The organism is Micromonospora coriariae (assembly GCF_900091455.1).
Classification (GTDB): Bacteria; Actinomycetota; Actinomycetes; order Mycobacteriales; family Micromonosporaceae; genus Micromonospora; species Micromonospora coriariae.
Genome location: NZ_LT607412.1, coordinates 5,956,082 through 5,976,138 on the forward strand (window position 1 = coordinate 5,956,082; position 20,057 = coordinate 5,976,138).

At 72.8% G+C, this 20,057-nt stretch carries 20 protein-coding genes and 1 riboswitch; of the genes, 11 read left to right on the forward strand and 9 right to left on the reverse strand.

Annotated features, from left to right (window positions below):
- Positions 1-63 precede the first annotated feature (63 nt).
- Positions 64-834, reverse strand: a complete 771-nt coding sequence (locus tag GA0070607_RS27580; protein ID WP_231930425.1) for an exo-alpha-sialidase — start codon at positions 832-834, stop codon at positions 64-66.
- Here GA0070607_RS27580 and GA0070607_RS33660 point away from each other — a divergent pair.
- Positions 821-1,045, forward strand: coding sequence for a hypothetical protein (locus GA0070607_RS33660; RefSeq protein WP_231930427.1), 225 nt, complete (start codon positions 821-823; stop codon positions 1,043-1,045). The two genes, GA0070607_RS27580 and GA0070607_RS33660, sit on opposite strands and share 14 nt — an antisense overlap.
- Before the next feature lie 200 nt (positions 1,046-1,245).
- On the forward strand, positions 1,246-1,821 hold the full coding sequence (locus tag GA0070607_RS27585) for a hypothetical protein (RefSeq protein WP_157743285.1): 576 nt from the start codon (positions 1,246-1,248) through the stop codon (positions 1,819-1,821).
- A gap of 66 nt (positions 1,822-1,887) precedes the next feature.
- Here the strand turns inward: GA0070607_RS27585 and GA0070607_RS27590 are convergent, their stop codons facing one another.
- Positions 1,888-2,892: an aminoglycoside phosphotransferase family protein gene (locus tag GA0070607_RS27590; RefSeq protein WP_089020798.1), complete on the reverse strand. Its 1,005-nt coding sequence runs from the start codon at positions 2,890-2,892 to the stop codon at positions 1,888-1,890.
- 172 nt (positions 2,893-3,064) lie between these two features.
- Between GA0070607_RS27590 and GA0070607_RS27595 the strand changes: the two genes are divergently transcribed.
- A complete protein-coding gene (locus tag GA0070607_RS27595; protein WP_089020799.1) occupies positions 3,065-3,325 on the forward strand; it encodes a hypothetical protein in 261 nt (86 codons plus the stop codon).
- A 199-nt stretch (positions 3,326-3,524) separates the two neighbouring features.
- Here the strand turns inward: GA0070607_RS27595 and GA0070607_RS27605 are convergent, their stop codons facing one another.
- A complete protein-coding gene (locus tag GA0070607_RS27605) occupies positions 3,525-4,961 on the reverse strand; it encodes a glycine hydroxymethyltransferase (RefSeq protein WP_089020800.1) in 1,437 nt (478 codons plus the stop codon).
- Between the two features lie 18 nt (positions 4,962-4,979).
- Positions 4,980-5,069, reverse strand: a riboswitch (ZMP/ZTP riboswitch).
- A 147-nt stretch (positions 5,070-5,216) separates the two neighbouring features.
- Here GA0070607_RS27605 and GA0070607_RS27610 point away from each other — a divergent pair.
- Positions 5,217-6,023, forward strand: coding sequence for an SDR family NAD(P)-dependent oxidoreductase (locus tag GA0070607_RS27610; protein ID WP_089020801.1), 807 nt, complete (start codon positions 5,217-5,219; stop codon positions 6,021-6,023).
- A 76-nt stretch (positions 6,024-6,099) separates the two neighbouring features.
- Here GA0070607_RS27610 and GA0070607_RS27615 read toward each other — a convergent pair whose 3' ends face one another.
- The 4 genes from GA0070607_RS27615 to GA0070607_RS27630 all read right to left on the reverse strand — a co-directional run bounded on the left by GA0070607_RS27615 (position 6,100) and on the right by GA0070607_RS27630 (position 9,933).
- On the reverse strand, positions 6,100-6,600 hold the full coding sequence (locus GA0070607_RS27615) for a hemerythrin domain-containing protein (protein ID WP_089022144.1): 501 nt from the start codon (positions 6,598-6,600) through the stop codon (positions 6,100-6,102).
- A gap of 130 nt (positions 6,601-6,730) precedes the next feature.
- The gene (locus GA0070607_RS27620; RefSeq protein WP_089020802.1) at positions 6,731-8,203 is read right to left on the reverse strand and encodes a S8 family peptidase; all 1,473 of its coding nucleotides are present in this window, start codon (positions 8,201-8,203) and stop codon (positions 6,731-6,733) included.
- Between the two features lie 145 nt (positions 8,204-8,348).
- Positions 8,349-9,218: an NAD(P)H-hydrate dehydratase gene (locus tag GA0070607_RS27625; protein ID WP_089020803.1), complete on the reverse strand. Its 870-nt coding sequence runs from the start codon at positions 9,216-9,218 to the stop codon at positions 8,349-8,351.
- Complete coding sequence (locus GA0070607_RS27630) at positions 9,202-9,933, reverse strand: histidine phosphatase family protein (protein WP_089020804.1); 732 nt, start codon at positions 9,931-9,933, stop codon at positions 9,202-9,204. The genes GA0070607_RS27625 and GA0070607_RS27630 overlap by 17 nt, the downstream gene beginning before the upstream one ends.
- Positions 9,934-10,069: 136 nt before the next feature.
- Here GA0070607_RS27630 and GA0070607_RS27635 point away from each other — a divergent pair, with 136 nt between their 5' ends.
- The 3 genes from GA0070607_RS27635 to GA0070607_RS27645 all read left to right on the forward strand — a co-directional run bounded on the left by GA0070607_RS27635 (position 10,070) and on the right by GA0070607_RS27645 (position 11,910).
- The gene (locus tag GA0070607_RS27635; protein WP_089022145.1) at positions 10,070-10,300 is read left to right on the forward strand and encodes a hypothetical protein; all 231 of its coding nucleotides are present in this window, start codon (positions 10,070-10,072) and stop codon (positions 10,298-10,300) included.
- Between the two features lie 209 nt (positions 10,301-10,509).
- Positions 10,510-10,836, forward strand: a complete 327-nt coding sequence (locus tag GA0070607_RS27640) for a hypothetical protein (protein WP_089020805.1) — start codon at positions 10,510-10,512, stop codon at positions 10,834-10,836.
- Positions 10,837-10,938: 102 nt separating this feature from the next.
- Positions 10,939-11,910, forward strand: a complete 972-nt coding sequence (locus tag GA0070607_RS27645; protein WP_089022146.1) for a DNA polymerase domain-containing protein — start codon at positions 10,939-10,941, stop codon at positions 11,908-11,910.
- Between the two features lie 12 nt (positions 11,911-11,922).
- On the opposite strand, the gene GA0070607_RS27650 is transcribed toward GA0070607_RS27645, so the two are convergent.
- Entirely contained in the window at positions 11,923-12,429 is a 507-nt protein-coding gene (locus GA0070607_RS27650) for an Lrp/AsnC family transcriptional regulator (RefSeq protein ID WP_089020806.1), read from the reverse strand.
- Between the two features lie 106 nt (positions 12,430-12,535).
- On the opposite strand from GA0070607_RS27650, the gene pdhA reads away from it, so the two are divergent.
- The 4 genes from pdhA (at position 12,536) to GA0070607_RS27670 (ending at position 17,883) form a co-directional block, all read left to right on the forward strand.
- Positions 12,536-13,702 (forward strand): pyruvate dehydrogenase (acetyl-transferring) E1 component subunit alpha, encoded by a 1,167-nt coding sequence (pdhA, locus tag GA0070607_RS27655; protein ID WP_089020807.1) that lies wholly within the window; start codon positions 12,536-12,538, stop codon positions 13,700-13,702.
- A complete protein-coding gene (locus GA0070607_RS27660; RefSeq protein WP_172899230.1) occupies positions 13,699-14,715 on the forward strand; it encodes an alpha-ketoacid dehydrogenase subunit beta in 1,017 nt (338 codons plus the stop codon). The genes pdhA and GA0070607_RS27660 overlap by 4 nt, the downstream gene beginning before the upstream one ends.
- Complete coding sequence (locus tag GA0070607_RS27665) at positions 14,712-16,079, forward strand: dihydrolipoamide acetyltransferase family protein (RefSeq protein ID WP_089020809.1); 1,368 nt, start codon at positions 14,712-14,714, stop codon at positions 16,077-16,079. The genes GA0070607_RS27660 and GA0070607_RS27665 overlap by 4 nt, the downstream gene beginning before the upstream one ends.
- A 127-nt stretch (positions 16,080-16,206) precedes the next feature.
- Positions 16,207-17,883: a right-handed parallel beta-helix repeat-containing protein gene (locus tag GA0070607_RS27670; protein WP_089020810.1), complete on the forward strand. Its 1,677-nt coding sequence runs from the start codon at positions 16,207-16,209 to the stop codon at positions 17,881-17,883.
- Between the two features lie 52 nt (positions 17,884-17,935).
- Here GA0070607_RS27670 and GA0070607_RS27675 read toward each other — a convergent pair whose 3' ends face one another.
- Positions 17,936-20,041: a PQQ-dependent sugar dehydrogenase gene (locus GA0070607_RS27675; RefSeq protein ID WP_089020811.1), complete on the reverse strand. Its 2,106-nt coding sequence runs from the start codon at positions 20,039-20,041 to the stop codon at positions 17,936-17,938.
- Between the last annotated feature and the right edge of the window lie 16 nt (positions 20,042-20,057).

A 20,057-nucleotide genomic window follows, 5' to 3' on the forward strand; every position in this document is an offset into this window, starting at 1 on the left:
GATCGGCGTGGCGCGGCCGGACCGGCCAACGAAGTTCCGTTCGTCGGCCACCCGACCGGTCGCTCAGCCGGTCAGGCCGACCTCGGCCAGATAGACGCAGGTCCGCTCCTCGTGGGAGGAGTAGTAGCTGACCCACAGCAGGTCGTCGTGCCAGACCAGGCCGGGGTAGCTGGTGTCGCCGCCGGAGGGCAGCGCGACAAGCTCGGTCAGCTCGCCCCGCTCCGGGTCCACGGCACAGACCGCCGTGCGGACCTCGCCGTCGAGCAGGCGCAGCCCAGCGAGCAGCCGCCCGTCGGGCAGCCGGAGCAGCGTCGGCCCGCCGACCTGGACACCCAGGTCGATCCAGCTCCAGTCCCGGTACGGCGGGCCGGCGCGGCCGAGCTGCGCGGTGGCGGCGTCACCGTCGCGACGCAGCAGGCAGACGGCGGTGCCGTCCGGGTCGAAGACCAGCCCCGACTCGTTGGGGTACCCGCCCTCGAAGAGCGTCGGCACCCAGGGCTGGAGGTCGATGCCGTTCCCGCTGCGGTAGAGCCGGGCGAACCGCGGCTCACGGGTGGCGTAGCCGACGCCGTACATCGCGCCCTCGTGCCAGGCCGCCCGCCACACCCAGACACCCGGCTCGCCGACCGGGACACGATCGCCCCAGGCGTGCCCGTCCGCGGAGAGCCAGGTCATCGTCTGGAACTCCTTGGTGGTCTCGCCGGTGGCCGCCACCGCCAGCAGCTGTAGCCGTCCGTCCGGCCGCAGGACGAAGCGCGGGTCGCGCAGGTCGACCCCGGGCTGGCGGACGACCGTCGCCGATGTCCACGACCGCCCGTCGGTGGAGGTCAGCACCCGGACCACGCCGTCCCCGGAGAGGTGGGTCCGGGCCTCCCGGAAGACGCAGAACCAGCTCCCGGCGTACCGGACCAGGTCGGTGAAGGCGCTGTGCGGCGCGCTGTCGCCGATCCGATGGACGGCGGTGACCTCGGCGGTGGTGCGGCGGGTGGGTGACGACGTCTCGCGCGGCGGCCTCCTGGCGGTGGGGGACGACGGCCGACGCTAACCGCCCCAGCCGACGCCCGCACCGCCACGAGACGAACGCGCGACGAACTCCCCGTCCGGGTGTGGCTCGTACTGTCGGATTGATGTCGCCCGTGCGGCGGCGTCGGCGCGCTGGGGCGGGTTGATGGCGCTGGCCGGTCACGATTGCGGCGGCCTGCCGGTCGTCGCGCGGGCCGGTTGCGTCGGTTGGGGGTGGCGTCGGTGCTCAGCTCGTTCCTCCAGACCATGGCGACCAGGATGGTCGAGGAGATCCTCAAGCGACTGGTCGAATGGCTCGCACCGAAGGCGCTGCGGTCCGTGCCGCACCGCGCCGCGCCGAACTGCCCGCGCTGCGGCGGGTACGGCGTGGCCCGCTGGGCGCCTGGCGGGGTGCGGGCGGTCTTCGTGCTGTCCCTGCTGGCCTTCACGTGGGGCTTCGCGGGCGTCCTGCTCGGCGTGCCGGCGGTGGTGTTGGCAGTGGTCGGTGGAATCTTGTCCGACGGTCTCGGCGCGATGCTGCCCGCCCTGCTCGTGCTGCTGGGCCTGCCGGTTTCGGCCACCGTGATGATCGCGGGAGCGCTCGGGCTGGCGTATTACCAGAGCTACCCGCCGAAACGGTGCAACCGCTGCCGTGGCAGCTGGCCACGGCGAGAGCGCGACGAGTACCTGCGGGCGGCCCGGCCGGTGTTCACCTGTGGTTGCGGTCAGCGGCTACGGGTGCCCGGGCCCGCCGGGGCCCGGCTGCGCTGCCCGCGCTGCGGCACCGAACACGCCACCCCGGCCGCGGCCGGACGCTGACCTGGACGCGATCAGCGTGCCGTCCAGGTCGAAGACGATCCGGTGTATCTGCCGCACCCCGCCGAGCTAGCCGCCGGCCGGCTCCTGCTGGGCGCGGTGTGCGGCGGCGACCCGCTTCGGGGCGCGGGCGGCCAGGTCGACCCGCCGCAGCGGCCTCTCGGTGTGCTCGGCGAGCAGTTGGCCGAGCACGTGCCGGGCTTCGGCCGCCTTGGCCGGCTCCGGATTGTCCAGGCTGATCAGCGCCTTCCACAGCGCCCAGCCGCGCCCGCGCGCCCAGGTGGCCGAGTCGACGTCGAGCGCGTCGTGGAAGGCGGCCCTGCTCGGGCCGTGCAGCAGCGTCCAGGCGATCACGGTGTCGCAGGCGGGATCGCCGACACCACAGCAGCCGAAGTCGATGACGGCGGCCAACCGGCCGCCGCGGACCAGCAGGTTGCCGGCCGCGACGTCGCCGTGGAACCAGACCGGCGGCCCCGCCCAGTTGGCGTCGAGCGCGGCCTGCCACATGGCGGTGACCGCGTCGACGGGCAGCCGGTCGCGGTGCGCCCCGATCGCCGCACGCGTCTCGGCGTCGTAGGTGGCCAGCGGGCCGCCCCGCCACGCGCTGTGTGGGCCGGCCGCCGGGCCCCCGGTGGCGTCGACGCCCCGCAGCGCGCGCAGGAAACCGGCGAGGTCGGTGGCGAACCGGGTCAGGTCGTCGATCCGCTCGGGCCGCGCGGTCCGTCCGCCGATCCACCGGTAGACCGACCACGGGTACGGGTAGCCGGCGCCCGCCCGACCGTGGGCCAGCGGGGTGGGCACCTCCCGCGGCAGCCGTTCGCCGAGCACCGGCAGCCAGCGCTGTTCCTTGGCGACCTGGATTGCGTACCCCGCGCCGCTGGGCAGCCGCACGGTCATCGCGTCGCCCAGGTGGAAGGTGCGGTTGTCCCAGCCGCCGACCTCCACCGCGCGTACCGGCAGCTCGGCCCAGTGCGGGAACTGGTCGGCGACCAGGCGGCGGACCAGTGCCTCGTCGATCCGGCCGGCCACCGCCTCATCGGTGTCGGGTACGTCGGGGAGGTCCTGTGCGTCCATCCGCCCGAGCCTGCGGGGACCGGGTCAGGTCCGCAAACGGCTTTTACGCCGGACGCTGGGGTCGGTGGCGTGCTGAGCGCGACCACGGTCCGCTCGGCGTGCTGACCCACCGCGTTCACCGGATGGCAATGCGCGACGACCCGACTGCCGACGTCCTGCGTGGACGGTCATAATGGGCCGCATGGTTGCCTGGGAGTACGCCCTGCTCGTCCGCCGCTATCAGGGGCAGGGCCGCAATTTTCACGTCTCGTTCGTCTGGTACGCGCCGGACGGTTCCCGTAGGGACATCACCGCCTTCGGTGACACCGCCATCGCGCACCTCAATCGGGTCGGCCGGGAGGGCTGGGAACTGGTCTCCGCCGCGGAGGACGTGAACAACGTCCAGGGCAGCACCGAGGTCCACCGCTACCACCTCAAGCGCCCCCTGGCCTGAAACGCGCCCGCCGCGTACCTCCCGCCACCCCCACCCCCGCCCCCGCGCCCCGCCCCCGCCCCCGCGCCGCGCCCCGCGCCGCCCCGCGCGTCGATCTAGGGAGAATCGCCGCTGGTTGATCTCCAGCCGCAGCCATTTTCCCTAGATCGACGCGGTGGGCGGTCGGCGCGGCGCGGCGGCCGGCGGTCGGCGGGACGAGTCAGGTCAGGTCGACGGTGGGGTAGAGGGGGAACGGGGCCAGCAGGTCGGTGGCCTGGCGGGCGATCTTGTCGGCGAGGGCCGGGTCGAGGGTGTACTTGGCCTTCGAGGGGGTGCCGTCGGCGTTGGCGCCGGCCGTGGTCTGGGTGAGCACGGTGTGCATCAGCTCCGCCGTCTGGTCCATCTCCGCGGTGCCCAGGCCGCGGGTCGTCAGCGCCGGCGTGCCGATCCGGATGCCGGAGGTGTACCAGGCGCCGTTCGGGTCCTGCGGGACCGAGTTGCGGTTGGTGACGATGCCCGAGTCCAGCAGCGCCTGCTCGGCCTGCCGGCCGGTGAGCCCGTACCCGGACACGTCGATCAGCACCAGGTGGTTGTCGGTGCCGCCGGTGACCAGCTTCGCGCCCCGGCTCAGCAGCCCCTCCGCGAGGGCCTGCGCGTTGTCGACGATCCGCTGGGCGTAGTCGGCGAAGTCGGGGCGGCGGGCCTCGGCCAGGGCGACCGCCTTGGCGGCCATCACGTGCGGCAGCGGACCGCCGAGCACCATGGGGCAGCCCCGGTCCACCTGGTCGGCCAGCTCGGGCTGGCAGAGCACCATGCCGCCGCGCGGGCCGCGCAACGACTTGTGCGTGGTGGTGGTGACGATGTGCGCGTGCGGCACCGGGTCGAAGTCGCCGGTGAACACCTTGCCCGCCACCAGGCCCGCGAAGTGCGCCATGTCCACCATGAAGGTGGCGCCGACCGAGTCGGCGATCTCCCGCAGGATCCGGAAGTTCACCTTCCGGGGGTACGCCGAGTAGCCGCCGACCAGGATCAGCGGCTTGAACTCGCGGGCCACCTCGGCCACCCGGTCGTAGTCGATGAGGCCGGTCGCCGGGTCGGTGCCGTAGCTGCGCTGGTCGAACATCTTGCCGGAGATGTTCGGCCGGAAGCCGTGCGTGAGGTGGCCGCCGGCGTCCAGCGACATGCCGAGCATCCGCTGGTTGCCCAGCTCGCGGCGCAGCGCGAACCAGTCGGCCTCGGTGAGGTCGTTGACCTGGCGCACCTGCGCCTTCTTCAGCGCGGGGGACTCCACCCGGTCGGCCAGCACCGCCCAGAACGCGACCAGGTTGGCGTCGATGCCCGAGTGCGGCTGCACGTAGGCGTGCGCCGCGCCGAACAGCTCGCGGGCGTGCTCGGCGGCGAGCGCCTCGACGGTGTCGACGTTCTGGCAACCGGCGTAGAAGCGGCGCCCGACGGTGCCCTCGGCGTACTTGTCGCTGAACCAGTTGCCCATCGCGAGCAGGGTCGCCGGGGAGGCGTAGTTCTCGCTGGCGATGAGCTTGAGAGACTCCCGCTGATCGGTCAGCTCGGCGCCGATGGCGTCGGCCACCCGCGGCTCGACAGCCCGGATCACCTCGAGGGCACTCCGGAAAGCGGTGGACTCGGCGTTGCGCGACATGCGACCTCCTACAGACGTGCGGAAGGCCCAGGCGCTCGGCAAACGTCCTCGTGACGGGGCCGCTCCCCGATGGTTCTCCATCCCCACGCGCCAGTAACGGCCCGGGCCGATCCTACCGGCCCGGTCCGGGCCCGCCCGGCCGACCTCCGGACACGACCCGCCGAGGTGGTTGGGCCGGCCGTGGCAGGGCAATCGGTAGGGGTCTGCCGCGCCGGTGCGGGTGCGGCCGCCGTCCGCACGAGAGGAGTCGACACCATGACCACACCGACCACCGAGCGTCCGCTCGCCGTGGTGACCGGGGCGTCCAGCGGGATCGGGTACGAGTTGGCCGCGCAGTTCGCCGAGCACGGCTTCGACCTGGTCATCGCCGCCGAGGACGACGGCATCACGACGGTGGCGGAGAAGCTGCGGCGCGACGGCGGCCCGCAGGTCCAGCCGGTACGTGTCGACCTGGCCCGCGAGCAGGGTGTGCAGGAGTTGGTGGCGGCCGTCGCCGCGACCGGGCGCCCGCTGGACGCGCTGGCACTCAACGCCGGCCGGGGCGCCGGCGGCGCCTTCGTCGGCGGCACCGACCTGCGTGACGAGCTCGAGATCGTCGACCTGAACGTGCGCTCGACTGTGCACCTGGCCAAGCGGCTGCTGCCGGGAATGGTCGAGCGGGGCGCGGGCCGGGTGCTGTTCACCTCCTCGATCGCCTCCACCATGCCCGGGCCGTTCCAGGCGGTCTACAACGCGTCGAAGTCGTTCGTGCAGTCCTTCGCCGAGGCGCTGCGCAACGAGCTGAAGGACAGCGGCGTCACGGTGACCTCACTGATGCCCGGTCCGACCGACACCGGGTTCTTCGACCGGGCCGACATGGAGGACACCCGGGTGGGCTCGGGGAAGAAGGACGACCCGGCGAAGGTCGCCGCGCAGGGCTTCGCCGCGTTGATGAAGGGCGATCAGACGGTCACCACGGGTTCGCTGATGAACAAGGTGCAGACCGCGGTCGGCAAGGTCGTCCCGGACAAGCTCAAGTCCGAGCAGCACCGCCGGATGGCCGAGCCGGGCTCGGGCGACTGAGCGCGGCACCGCCCCGACCGGGGTGGCGCACGACGAAGGGCCCGGCGGTGCCGGGCCCTTCGTCGTACACGGTGGTTCAGGCGGTCACCGCGTCGATCGCCTTCTTGATCGCCTTCGGCTCGCCGGGGGTACGCGGCGCGTCCGCGCGCAGCGCGATCATCTTCTCGCCGATCTCCTGGAGCTGCTTGCGACCCAGTGCCTCGCGCACCTTGGGGAACCACTCCTGCTCCTCCTCCTCGACGTGGTGCGTGACGTTCTCGATCAGCACCGTCGTCTTGGCGTTGAAGCGCTCGTCCTCGGCGTCCATGCTGGCCAGCTCGAAGCAGAGCAGGTCGGCCACGTGGTGCTCCTCGTACGACTCGAGGATGTCGTCCTCCAGGTCGGGCAGGAGCCGGCGGACCTCCGGGTACATCACCTCGTTCTCCAGGTAGGTGTGCACGGTCAGGGCCTCCAGGATCTGGCCCACCAGCTTCTGTCGCTGACTCGCCGGCCCCTCCTCGGCATCCTGGAAAGCCTTGAACAGGCGGCGCATCTCCTTGTGGTCCTCTTTGAGCAGGACGATGGCATCGGTCGACACCGGCATGACCTCCCTGGATCTCGTCTGGTGTCGATCCCGTACCCGGGGGGTGAACTGCGGAAACTGGGTTACCTCGAACGGGTGGGGCCCGGTGCCGAAGCGCCGGGCCCCACCCTTGCCGCACAGTTGGTCAGCGGACCACGTCGTACGCGCTCACCATGCCCGCCCCGTAGAAGCCGTTCCGCGCCCCGCCGGAGCAGGTCGCGTCGTAGGCGGCACCCAGCAGCGGGACCGGGTTGTAGACACCCGCGGGGCAGCTCTGCGCCTGGGCGGTGCGCTCCAGGAACGACGCCAGCTGGCCCGGGGACATGCCCGGGTGGGCCGAGGCCGCCAGCGCCGCGACGCCGGCGACGTGCGGGCCGGACATGGAGGTGCCCTGCTTGTAGCCCCAGCCGTTGGTCCGTGTCGCCGTGTTGAAGGTGGTGGACAGGATGCCGTCGGTCAGCGTCGACTGGGCACCCTGGGTGCGGAACCGGGTGTCACCACCCGGAGCGGTGACGTCCACGACACCCTGGCCGTACGAGGAGTAGTAGCTCTTCTCCCCGGTCGGGCCCACCGCCGAGACGGTCACCACGCCTGCCGCCTCGGCCGGTAGGTCGAGGCAGGCGCTGTTGATGTCGCGCACCTCGGGCGTCCCGTTGTTCGGGCTGCCCACGTCGACCGTCTTGTGCGCCAGGTCGACGTTGGAGTTGCCCGCGGACGCGACGTTGAGCACGCCCTTGCTGTGCGAGTAGCGGATGGCACGCTGCACGGCCTGCCACACCGGGCGCTGGCGCGCGTCGTTGCGGCAGTTGAACTCCCACGGGTCGATGTAGTAGCTGTTGTTCGTGACCTTCATGCCGTGCTCGGCGGCCCAGAGGAAGCCGCAGACCGCCGCCTCGGGGTAGATGAATCCGTCGTTGTTGACCACCTTGACGGCGGCCACCTTGACGCCCGGCGCGACGCCGGTGACGCCGACGCCGTTGATGGCGGCGGCGATGGTGCCCGCCACGTGGGTGCCGTGGTCGGAGGTGGTCGGGTTCCAGGCCGCCTCGGTGGTGTCGACGACGCCGCCAAGACAGGACGTGCTCTTGTCCTTGGCGATCTGGCTGGCCAGGTCGGGGTGACTGGAGGAGATGCCGCTGTCCAGCACGCCCACCACCACGTCGGCGCTTCCGGTGGTGACGGCGTGGGCCTGCGGAACGCCGATCATCGGCATGTCCCACTGCTGGCCGAACAGGGGCTCGGCGGTCGGGTCACCGGTGGCGCCGGCGAGGTCGGCGGCGGAGACCTCCACGGTCTCGCCCTCGTCGAGAGCGGTGCCGAGCCCGGTGGTCGCGGCGACCGACTCGACTCCGGCTCCCGCCACCTCGGTGGCGAAGTCGGGGTTGCTGGAGCGGGCGACGAGCACACCAATCTGCTGGTAGCTGGCCATCACGGTGCCCTTGGCGGCGGCCACCCGGGCAGCGGCCCTGTCGTTGGCCGCGCCCTGCGGGGCGAGGACCAGGAACGTCGTGTCCGGGCCGACGGCCGCGGCCGGTGATGGTGCGCCGGTGACGGCGAGACCGACCCCGAGGGTCACCGCGGACGCGGCGGCCAGTGTCTTGTTGCGGAGGTTCTTCACGCGGACTCCCAGGAGCGGGGATCGACCGGTGCGCTCCCGGGCGGGGAGCGAGCGGCCGAGGGCGGGCGGGATGCCCGTCTCTGGTAGTCGAGCGCAGACGGCGGGTGTGGCGTTACACACACCCCGGCGAGCGGGACGAAAGGTGTCAGACCGTGGCCAGGGTGCGGGGGATCTCGTCGAGCAGTTCCCGGGCCAGGAAGCCGATCCGGCCATGCCGGGGGATCAGCCGCTGGCCGCTCACCGCGTGCGCGAACGCCGCCCAGCAGGCGGCCTGCGCCGGCTCGGCTCCCCGGGAGAGCAGCCCGGCCAGCAGCCCGGCGAGCACGTCCCCGCTGCCCGAGGTGCCCAGCCCGGCGTCGCCGCTCTCCTCGCGCCAGCGCCGCCCGTCCGGGGTGGCCAGGTGCCCGTGGAGCGAGACGACCGCCTCGTACCGGACGGCCAGCTCGGCGGCCTCGGCGTCCAGGTCGTCGCCCGGGTCCCGGCCGAGCAGGTGCCCGGCCTCGGTGACGTTCGGGGTCAGCACCACGGGTCGCCCCGAGCCGACCAGCAGTTCCGGCTCGTGGCTGAGCGCACCCAGGGCGTACGCGTCGAGCACCAGCGGGGTGCGCGGTCCCGCCGCGTCCAGGACCAGGCGCAGCAGCTCCCGCGTCTCGTCGATCCCCTTCAGCCCCGGCCCGAGAGCCACCACGTCGGCATGACCGATCAACTCGCCGAGCTGGCCGTCCCCGTCGGCGGCGACCGCGCCGGTCCGGGTCTCCGGCAGCCCGATCACCAGCGCCTCGGGCACCTGGACGCTCAGCGTGGCAGCGGTGGACTCGGCGGCGGTGAGCTGGAGCACCCCGGCGCCGGCGCGCAACGCGGCGACCCCGGCGAGCAGTACCGCGCCGGGGGTGAAACGGGAGCCGCCGACCACCAGCACGGTGCCCCGGCTCTCCTTGCCGCCGGTCGGGACCGGCAGCTCCCAGTTCCGCAGCAGCCCCGGCGTGATCACCTGCACGTCAGACGGGCTCGGCATGGACCTCGTCCTCCCTGGTCGACTGTGCGCCGTGCCGGCGCAGGTGGCCGACCTCGTTGAACCCGCCCGGCGTCAGCCGGCCCTCGTCGTCGGCCGACCAGTCGGTGATCGAGCAGTTGGCGATCACGTGTTCGCGGGTCAGCGCCATCAGTTCCGCCTCGGTCAGCCCCTCCACCAGGTAGCGCAGCAGGAACACCAGCGCGTCGTGACCGAAGAGCAGCACCCGCTGGCCGGCGTGGTCCCGGCGCAGGTCCCCGAGGAGCGCCCGTAGCCGCAGCGCCACGTCGGTCCAGGACTCCCCGCCGGGCGGCCGGTAGTAGAACTTGCCCAGCCGGGTCCGGCGTTCGGCCTCGTCCGGGAACCGCCGGCGCACCCCGTGCCCGGTCAGCCCGTCGAGGACGCCCAGCTCCCGGTCGCGCAGCCGCTCGTCCCGGCTGACCGGCACCCCGGTCCCGTGCAGTGCCAGCTCGGCGGTGGAGACCGCCCGCAGGTACGGCGAGACCACCGCCACGTCCGGGCGCCGGTCCACGGGCAGCCCGGCCAGCCACCGGCCGGTGGCCCGGGCCTGCTCCTCGCCGGTGGGGGAGAGCGGCACGTCGGCGTCCCGGTGGGTCAGCCCGATCAGGTCCGCACCGTTGGACTCGGCCTCGGTTGCCGCCACGTTCGCGGTGCTCTCGCCATGCCGGATGATCCACAGGGTTGCCAGTTCGGCCATGCGGCACCCCCTACCCGGCCGGGCTGACCCGTAACCGCCGGACCGGCGCCAGGCAGGGCGGGGCGTGAACGCGACCCGGCCGGGTAAGCGTGCGCTTCACCGCGAGCCGACAAAGGGGAGGTGCGCCGTGGCGACGATGGTCAAGGAGCAGATGAGCCCGGTCAAGGACAAGAACTACGACCTGATTCGGGCGTTGCAGATGTCGCTGGAGAACGTGTACCGGATGGACACGTACATCGCCGACGCCGAGCAGCGTGGCGACAGTGAACTGGCCAACTGGTTCCGCATGATCCAGGACAACAGCCGTAAGGCGGGCGACCAGGGCAAGCAGATGCTGATGTCCCGGATGCAGCAGGAGAAGCGCTGACCGCCGGGAACGTCGTCGGTGCCGAGGCGGATGCCGGTCGATGACCGGCGTCCGCCGCGCTGAACTCCCGCCACCGCCCCGCGTCCCCACGACGCCCTCGATGCACGCGTGTCCCGGTCAGATTCGGGACAGCGCCGCGAGGGGTCGATGGGGAACAATCTCCGTCCGGGGCGGGCCGCGCCGCCCCGAGACGAAGGGGTGGGTCGGCGATGACGGTCGTCCGGGGTCTGCGGGAAGCGCTGCTGCTGTTCCTGATCGCCGCTGTTCTGATCGTGGCCGCCGCGGCGGTCTGGGTGGCGATCGACGGGGGTGACTTCACCGGCCGACTGGGAATCGCGCTGATGGTGGTGGGCGCACTGTTCGGGGTGACCGGCGACCTGACGCTCAGCCGCATCGGCATGCTGGGCCCGCGCGCCACCTTCGGGCTCGCGCCGGAGCGCGAGGAGGCCGGCGGCGGGCGGGTGCTCACCGGCGTCGGCATCTTCCTGTTCGTCGGGTTGCCGCTGATCCTGGTCGGCGTCCTCCTGGTCACCTGACCCGGCGGCATCAACCTCGGGGTAGCCCACGCCGCGCGCCGCGCCCTTCTCGTCTCCGTCCGATGACCGCGAGGAGCCCACCGGCGTCGTACCCTCGTGGGCGTGGCCACGGCGGCGGAGGAAATCCTGGTGGGGGAGCGGCTGGTCCGCGTCTCCAGCCCCGACAAGCCGTACTTTCCCGAGCGCGGGCTGACCAAGCTGGACGTGGTCCGCTACTTCCTCGCGGTGGGCGACGGCATCCTGCGGGCGCTGCGGGACCGGCCGACCATGCTGGAACGCTGGCCGCGTGGCGTCTTCGAGGGCGCGACGATCGCCACCCGGCAGACCAACCGGGGCGACGCGTTCTACCAGAAGCGGCTGCCGGCGGGGGCGCCCGAGTGGGTGCGGACCGCGCACATCACCTTTCCCAGCGGCCGCACCGCCGACGAGGTCGCGCCGAGCGAGTTGGCCGTGGTCATCTGGGCGGCCAACCTGGGCACGCTCCGCTTCCACCCGTGGCCGGTCACCGCCGCCGACGTGGAGCGCCCCGACCAGCTGCGCATCGACCTCGACCCGGCACCCGGCGTGGACTTCGCGCAGGTGGTGCCGGTCGCCCGGGAGGTGCGGGCGTTCCTCGCCGAGCTGGGCCTGACCGGTTACCCGAAGACCACCGGTGGCCGGGGGCTGCACATCTACCTGTCGATCGAGCCGCGGTGGAGCTTCGGCGACTGCCGCCGCGCGGTGCTCGCGCTGGGCCGGGAGATGCAGCGCCGGCTGCCGGAGCTGGTCACCACCACCTGGTGGCGCGAGCAGCGGGACAAGCCGGTCTTCGTCGACTACAACCAGATGGCCCGGGACCACACGGTGACGTCGGCGTACTCGATCCGGCCGACGCCTGCCGCGTTGGTCTCCGCGCCGCTGGACTGGTCGGAGCTGGACCAGGTCCGCCCGGAGGACTTCGACGTGCTCTCCGTGCCGGCCCGGTTCGCCGAGCGCGGCGACCCGCACGCCGGCCTGGACGGCGACCGGCACTCGCTGGAGCCGCTGCTGGAGCTGGCCGACCGGGAGGGGCTGGAGGCCCCACCGGAGCGCTGAGCGGCCGGGCGGTCACGCCCAGGGGCTGCCCGCCCCGTCGAACTCCTCGAAAACCAGCCAGGTGCGGGTGGACAGCACCCCCGGGATGCTCTGCACCCGGCCCAGCACGACGTCCCGCAGTGCGGCGTTGTCCGGTGCGCGGACCAGCGCGAGCACGTCGTGGTCGCCGCCGAGCAGCGCGGCGTGCTCGATGTAGCGCACCCGGGCCAGCTCCGCGGAAACCTCCCGCCAGGTGTTCTGCTCGATCGTCAGGGCGATGTACGCCGAGGTGCCCAGGCCGGCCGCCACGGGCGCCACCTGGGCCCGGAACCCGGTGATCACCCCGTCGCGCAGCAGCCGCTCCACCCGGGCGTACGCGTTGGTGCGGGAGATGTGGATCCGCTCGGCGAGGGTGCGCACCGAGGTGCGCCCGTCACGGACCAGCTCGTCGAGGATCCGCCGGTCCACCTCGTCCAGGGGTCGGGCCGATCGTCCCGATCCGGTCGTCCGGCTCCCCCCGTCGGTGGCCTCCTGGCTCACTGATGCGCCCTTCGCATGCCAACCGTCCCGCCTTCCACCTGGATCTTGAGTCAATCATCCGACAGGCGGAAGCATAGGCCCACCACACGTCCCAGGAGGTTCCGCCGTGACGACCACTCCCCAGGCGGTCCGCAGGGCATCCCCGCGCACCCGTCGGGCGGCCACCCCGCCCGACCCGGCGCGCCCGCTGCTGCCCGACGCCGAGCCCGTCCGCCTGCTCGACCCGAGCGGCGCGCCGCTGCCCGCCCGCACCGACTACCCGGAGCCGCCCGTCGAGGCGCTGCGCGAGCTGTACCGCCGGATGGTGCTCGGCCGCCGGTTCGACACCCAGGCGACGGCCCTGACCAAGCAGGGCCGGCTCGCCGTCTACCCGTCCTCGCGGGGACAGGAGGCGTGCCAGGTCGCCGCGGTGCTCGCGGTCCGGGACACCGACTGGGTGTTCCCCACCTACCGCGAGTCGATGGCGCTGGTTGCCCGGGGCATCGATCCGGTCGAGGTGCTCACCCTGCTGCGCGGCGACTGGCACTGCGGCTACGACCCGACAGCGGTCCGGACCGCGCCGCAGTGCACGCCCCTCGCCACCCAGTGCGTGCACGCCGCCGGGTTGGCGCACGGCGAGGCGTACCAGGGGCGCGACACAGTGGCGCTGGCCTTCATCGGCGACGGCGCGACAAGCGAGGGCGACTTCCACGAGGGGATCAACTTCGCCGCCGTGTTCAAGGCGCCGGTGGTCTACTTCGTGCAGAACAACCGGTACGCGATCAGCGTCCCGCTGTCGCGCCAGACCGCCGCGCCGTCGCTGGCCTACAAGGGGGTCGGCTACGGCGTGCCCAGCGAGCAGGTCGACGGCAACGACCCGGTCGCGGTGCTCGCCGTACTGACCCGCGCCGTCGCCCACGCACGGGCCGGTAACGGACCGTTCCTGGTGGAGGCGCACACCTACCGGATGGAGCCGCACACCAACGCCGACGACGCGACCCGCTACCGCGACGGCGCCGAGGTCGACGCCTGGCGGGACCGGGACCCGGTCACCCGGCTGGAGACGTACCTGCGGGCGCGCGGTGTGCTCGACGACGCGGCGGTCGCGGAGATCGCCGAGCAGGCCGAGGCGTACGCGGCGGACCTGCGGACCCGGATGAACGAGGGGCCCACTGTCGACCCGTTGAGCCTCTTCGACCACGTCTACGCCGAGCCCACGCCGCAGCTGGTGGAGCAGCGCGAGCAGGTCCGCGCCGAGCTCGCCGCCGCGCACGACGAGGAGGGTGACGCCTGATGGCCACCACCATGGCGAAGGCGCTCAACACCGCGCTCGCCGACGCGCTCGCCGCCGACGACCGGGTCGTCGTCTTCGGTGAGGACGTCGGCGCGCTCGGCGGCGTCTTCCGGATCACCGACGGCCTGCAGGCCCGCTTCGGCGAGAAGCGCTGCTTCGACACCCCGCTCGCCGAGGCCGGCATCGTCGGCTTCGCCGTCGGCCTGGCCATGTCCGGGTTGCGGCCGGTGGTCGAGATGCAGTTCGACGCGTTCGCGTACCCGGCCTTCGAGCAGATCGCCTCGCACGTGGCGAAGCTGCGCAACCGCACCAGGGGCGCGCTGAGCGTGCCGATCGTCATCCGGGTGCCGTACGCGGGCGGGATCGGCGGGGTGGAGCACCACTGCGACTCGTCCGAGGCGTACTACGCGCACACCCCGGGGCTGAAGGTGGTCACCCCCGCGACGGTGGCCGACGCGTACTCGCTGTTGCGGGAGGCGATCGAGGACCCGGACCCGGTGGTCTTCATGGAGCCCAAGAAGCTCTACTTCGCCAGCGCCGACGCGGAGCTGCCGGCGCGTACCGAGCCGTTCGGCCGGGCGGTCGTGCGCCGGCCCGGGCGCGACGCCACCCTGGTGGCGTACGGGCCGGCGGTGCCCGTCGCGCTGGAGGCCGCCGAGGCCGCCCGCGAGGAGGGCTGGGACCTGGAGGTGGTGGACGTGCGCACCATCGTGCCGTTCGACGACGCCACCATCACCGCCTCCGTCCGGCGAACCGGCCGGTGCGTGGTGATCCAGGAGGCGCCCGGATTCGCCGGCGTCGGCGCGGAGATCGCCGCCCGGGTGCAGGAGCGCTGCTTCCACGCCCTGCACGCCCCGGTGCTGCGGGTCGCCGGGCTGGACATCCCGTACCCGGCGCCGATGCTGGAGCACACCCACCTTCCCGGGGTGGACCGGGTGCTCGACGCGGTGGCCCGGTTGCAGTGGGACGACCAGCCGGACCCGCGCTGGTCCACGCAGGGCAGCGCGGCATGACCACGGCCGAGCGGACGCAGGTCTTCCTCCTGCCCGACCTGGGCGAGGGGCTGAGCGAGGCGGAGATCGTCGAGTGGCGGGTCGCGGTCGGCGACGTGGTCACGGTCGACCAGAGCGTGGTGGAGGTGGAGACCGCCAAGGCGGTCGTCGACGTGCCCTGCCCGTACGCCGGGCGGGTGGTCACCCTGCACGGCGCGGCGGGTGAGGTCCGGCCGGTCGGTCAGCCGTTGATCACCATCGCCCCGCTGAACGGCGGTGACGAGCCGGCCGGGCACGCCACCTACCGCGAGGAGGAGCGCGCGGGCTCCGGCAACGTGCTGATCGGGTACGGCACCGGGCACGGCGGGACGACCCGACGCCGACGCCGGCCCCGCCTGGCACTGGCCCCCGAGCCCACCGACGTCGCGTCCGGCGGCGTCTCCGCCCCGGCCGCCGCGAGCAGCCCGGGGGGCGGCACCGAGGCAAACGCCGGTGGCGCCCCGGCCGCCCTGGTCATCTCGCCGATCGTCCGGCGGCTGGCCCGCGAGCACGGCGTCGACCTGGGCACTGTGCGGGGCACCGGTCCCGGCGGGGTGATCCGTCGCGCCGACGTGGAGGCGGCGCTGACCGCGCTCGCCCCCCGGCTGGCGGCCGTGCCGGACCCGCTCGCGACGGCGACACCGGGCAGCGACGGCGATGTGATCGTCCCGCTCACCGGCGTCCGCAAGGTGATCGCCGACAAGCTCTCCCGCAGCCGGCGGGAGATCCCCGAGGTGACCATCTGGGTCGACGTGGACGCCACCGGACTGCTGGAGACCCGGGCGGCGATCAACGCGGCGACGCCAGACGCGCCGGTGAGCATCCTGGCCCTGCTGGCCCGGATCTGTCTCTCCGGTCTGCGCAGGTTCCCGCAGCTCAACGCCCGGGTCGACACCGAAGCCCAGCGGATCGTCCAGTCCGCCGGGGTGCACCTGGGCATCGCCGCGCAGACCGACCGGGGCCTGCTGGTGCCGGTGCTGCGCGACGCCCAGCGGCTCACCACCGCCGAGCTGGCCGCGGAACTGGCGGCCACCACCGCCGCGGCGCGTGCGGGCACCCTGGCGCCGGCCCGACTGACCGGCGGCACCTTCACCCTGAACAACTACGGGGTGTTCGGCGTGGACGGCTCCACACCGATCATCAACCATCCCGAGGCGGCGCTGCTCGGCGTGGGGCGGATCGTGGACAAGCCGTGGGTGGTGGACGGGCAGCTCGCCGTGCGCAAGGTGACCCAGCTCAGCCTCACCTTCGACCACCGGGTCTGCGACGGTGGCGTGGCCGGTGGATTCCTGCGGCACGTCGCCGACTGCGTGGAACGGCCGGCGCTGCTGATCGCCGCCGTCTGACCCGACGTACCCCGGCCCCGGTGCTGCCCGTGCGGCGCCGGGGCCGGCGCACGCCCGGGGTTTCCCTGATGCGTGATCGGGAAGTCGGCCCCGCGGAGTGCACCGCCGCGTCGAAGGGAGCCGGCTCGTGGCGTACCAGGTGCCCAACGCGTTCCGGGAGCGCCGGCCCGCCTCGGCGGGCGCGCCGCTCTACTGCGACGCGCGGGAGTACGGGTTGTGCGGCGACGGCCGGACCAACGACCAGCCGGCGCTGGCCGCTCTCGTGGACCGGCTCGGCGACGGGTACGCGGCGGACGGGCGTGCCCGCGTCATCTACTGCCCACCGGGCATCTACTCGATCCGGGACGCCGGCACGGCGTGGCGCAGCGGTGTCTCGCTGGTCGGGGCCGGGTCGGCGGCGACCCGGTTCCTGCTCAGCAACGAGGGCAACCGGGTCGACCCGACCCCGTTGGCGTACTGGACCGTCCTGCAGCACGGCGCCGGCCGGGACCGGCACATCGCCGACTGCACCTTCGCCGACTTCGAGATCGACGGCGCCGGCGTGGCGATGGCCGAGTACAACTACCTGGCCAAGGGCCTCGGCCTCCAGTACGTGGTGCGCGGCGTGTTCCGCAACCTCTACATCCACCACACCGCGGCCACCGGGCTGGGTTGCGACTTCCTACAGGACAGCCTGATCGACGGTGTGGTGGTGGTCGGCTGTGGCCGGCTGGACAACGGCGAGCAGATCGGCGGCGCGGGAATCGGGGTCGGCATCGGCGGCTGGGGCGGCGTGGAAAGGCTGACCATCGCCAACTGCACCACGCTGGCCAACGGCACCAACGGGATCTTCCTGGAACTCCAGAAGGACTACTGGGCCCGACCCCGGGGCTACCGCATCGTCGGCTGCCACAGCCAGGGCAACCGGTTCGGCATCTCCGACTGGGGCGCGGACGGGCTGATCGTCTCCGCCTGCACGATGGCCGACAACCTGGAGGCCGGCTTCGACGTCTCGGCCGAGGGCACCGCCGGCGTGGCCGGCCGGGGTGGGCTGCTCACCGACTGCGTCATCGACGGCAACATCAGGAACGGGATCAGCATCGGCAACACCCCTGGCCCCTACACCGTTCGGGGCAACCGGATCAGCGGCAATGGCCGGTACGGCTACCACGGGCATGACCTCGGGCACGGTTACCGGGGACCGGCACGGGACGTGGTGATGGAGAGCAACGAGTTCTGGGGCAATGGACTGGACGCGGTCCGGGTCGACCATCCGATGGTCGACGCGGTACTGCTCAACAACCGGATCCGCAACAATGGCCGGCAGTTCGCCGAGGCGGCCGGCGGTGCCGGCGAGACGGTCCGCTACAGCGAGCGGTCCCTGGTGGACCGGGCGGCCGACTGGCCGCACGACGGGCACCGGGGCAAGGTGCTGCGGGTCGGGCGATCCGTGGCGCTGGTCGCCTCGAACACCGGCGACGAACTCACCCTCGCCCCGGTTCGCCCCGACGCCTTGAGCGCGTGGAGCGGGGACATCCCGCCGCCGGGCAGCCGGTACGAGCTGTCCCCGGCGCCCGCGCGGCGGGCCGGCATCACCATCGACGCGGCGTTCGACTCGGCGACGATCCGGGGCAACCGGATCTGGGACAGCCAGGAGACCCGAACCCAGACCGACGGGCTGTGGATCACCGAGCGGGGCAGCTGCGTCGACTGCCGGGTCGAGGGGAACGACCTCGGCGGCAACGCCGACCAGGGGATGCGGCTGGACACCCCGCCGGTGGGCGGGCGCTGGCGCGACAACCACGACGACAGCGACTGGGGATGAGCGGCGGCGGCGGCCGGAGTGCACCGGCCGCCGCCACCGTCGTCAGGACCTGTCAGCCGGCCAGACCGGCCACCGGGTCGGGATCCAGCACGACAGTCGCCGTGCCGGTCTGCGGCGGTACGCCCGGCTCGGTCGGCGCGTCGGTGTACTCCGCGACGAAGACCGCTGTGAGGTTGTCCGCCCCGCCGTGCCCACCGTCGACGAAGGTGGTGATGGTGCCGGCGCACCCGGTCGCCGAGGAGAGCGGATGCCCGTGCTCGTCATGGCCGAGCACGTAGGTGACCTTCACGCGGGAGCAGTCCACCGGCAGGTCGTCGGTGACCTTGACCTGGTACGCGACCGTCTGCCCGAACTGGAAGGGCTGCCCCGCCACCGGGGTGACGAACTCGACGATCGGCGCGCGCGGCCCGACCAGCAGCGGCAGGGTCGCCGCGGCGGAGCGTCCGGTGCGGTCGGTGACCTTCAGCGTGGGGGTGTACGAGCCGTTCTCCTGGAAGGTCCAGGTCGGGTACCGCTCGGTGCTGTCCACCGAGCCGTCCGCGTTGAAGTCCCACGCGTACCGCAGCGCGTCACCGTCCGGGTCGGTGGTGCCGGCGCTGGAGAAGGTCACGGTCAGCGGTGCCTGGCCGGCCGTCGGGTCGGCGCTGATCTTCGGGATCGGCGTCCGGTTGCCCCGGACGAAGTCGATCCGGGACAGCTGGGCGTCCGGGTTCTCGGCGAAGTAGCCGTCGCCGTACTCCAGCACGTAGAGCGCGCCGTCCGGGCCGAACTCCATGTCCATCGGATTGTCCACCACCAGCGACGGCACCACCGGCCGGATGTCCTTCACGTCGCCGTCGGAGTCGAGGCGGAACTCCTTGATGTAGTCCCGGGTCCACTCGTAGAACAGCGGCACCCCGTCGTAGTAGGCCGGCCACCGGGTGCGCGAGGTGCTGGTTCCGTCGTAGTCGTACGCCGGGCCGCCCATCGGCCCGATGCCGCCGGTGCCCAACTGGGGGAACTCCCCGGAGGCGGCGGACGGGTACCAGACCTGCGGCTGCTCGACCGGCGGCAGCCGCCGCTTGCCGGTGTTGTGGGGTGAGTCGTTGACCGGGCGCTTGCAGTTGAACTTCGCGCCGGACTCGCCGGTGGCGAAGTCGTAGTCGCGGTACGCGATGCCCGGTGTCACGCAGTACGGCCAGCCGTAGTTCGCCGGCTTGTCGATGAGCATCCACCGGCCGTGCCCGGCGGGCCCGCGCTCGGGATTGGACGAGGACGCGTCCGGGGAGTAGTCGCCCAGGTAGACGTCATCGGTGCGCCTGTCGACGGCGAACCGGAACGCGTTGCGCAGGCCCATCGCGTAGATCTCCGGGCGGGTCTGCGGCGTACCCGGCTTGAACAGGTTGCCGGCCGGCACCGTGTAGCCGCCGCCCGGTTTCACCTTGATGCGTAGCAGCTTGCCGCGCAGGTCGTTGGTGTTGGCCGAGGTGCGCTGGGCGTCGAACGCCGGGTTCCGGTCGGCCCGCTCGTCGATCGGGATGTAACCGTCGGAGAAGAACGGGTTCGTGTCGTCGCCGGTCGACAGGTACAGGTTGCCCTTGCTGTCGAAGTCGATCTGACCGCCGACGTGACAGCAGATGCCCCGGTCGGTGGCCACGTCGATGATCTGCTGCTCGGTGCCGAGGTTCAGCTTCATCCCGTCCAGCTTGAACCGGGACAGCCGCAGCGCCCCCCGGAACCGCTGCCAGTCCGCCTCGGTGCCGACCAGCGGCGCGTCCCCCTCGTTGACGTCGGGGGTGGCCGGGTCGTCCACCGGCGTGTTCAGCGGCGGCGAGTAGTAGAGGTAGACCCACTTGTTCTGGGCGAAGTTGGGGTCGATGGCGACCCCCTGCAGCCCCTCCTCGTCGTGCTCGTACACCGGGATGTCGGCGGCGAGGGTGTTCAGCCCGGTGCGCGGGTCGTGGATGCGGACCTCGCCGGTGCGGGAGGTGTGCAGCACCCGCAGGTCGGGCAGGACGGCGAGGCTCATCGGCTCGCCCGGGAAGTCGTTCAGTGTCACCTTCTGGAAGCTGCTGTCCGGTGGTGCGGCAGCCGGCGCGGGCGCGGCGGCGGCCGCCGGTGGCGCGGCCAGGCCGGCCGTCACCAGCAGCAGGGCGGACACGAATGCGGTCCTGTTCATCAGGTCGTCCCCCGAG

What these genes read in the sequence shown, in the direction of transcription:
- GA0070607_RS27590 (WP_089020798.1), bottom strand. Translation starts at nt 2,892, where the DNA reads ATGGACGCACAGGACCTCCCCGACGTACCCGACACCGATGAGGCGGTG.
- GA0070607_RS27595 (WP_089020799.1), top strand. Translation starts at nt 3,065, where the DNA reads ATGGGCCGCATGGTTGCCTGGGAGTACGCCCTGCTCGTCCGCCGCTAT.
- GA0070607_RS27605 (WP_089020800.1), bottom strand. Translation starts at nt 4,961, where the DNA reads ATGTCGCGCAACGCCGAGTCCACCGCTTTCCGGAGTGCCCTCGAGGTG.
- GA0070607_RS27610 (WP_089020801.1), top strand. Translation starts at nt 5,217, where the DNA reads ATGACCACACCGACCACCGAGCGTCCGCTCGCCGTGGTGACCGGGGCG.
- GA0070607_RS27625 (WP_089020803.1), bottom strand. Translation starts at nt 9,218, where the DNA reads ATGCCGAGCCCGTCTGACGTGCAGGTGATCACGCCGGGGCTGCTGCGG.
- GA0070607_RS27630 (WP_089020804.1), bottom strand. Translation starts at nt 9,933, where the DNA reads ATGGCCGAACTGGCAACCCTGTGGATCATCCGGCATGGCGAGAGCACC.
- GA0070607_RS27635 (WP_089022145.1), top strand. Translation starts at nt 10,070, where the DNA reads ATGGTCAAGGAGCAGATGAGCCCGGTCAAGGACAAGAACTACGACCTG.
- GA0070607_RS27640 (WP_089020805.1), top strand. Translation starts at nt 10,510, where the DNA reads ATGACGGTCGTCCGGGGTCTGCGGGAAGCGCTGCTGCTGTTCCTGATC.
- GA0070607_RS27665 (WP_089020809.1), top strand. Translation starts at nt 14,712, where the DNA reads ATGACCACGGCCGAGCGGACGCAGGTCTTCCTCCTGCCCGACCTGGGC.
- GA0070607_RS27675 (WP_089020811.1), bottom strand. Translation starts at nt 20,041, where the DNA reads ATGAACAGGACCGCATTCGTGTCCGCCCTGCTGCTGGTGACGGCCGGC.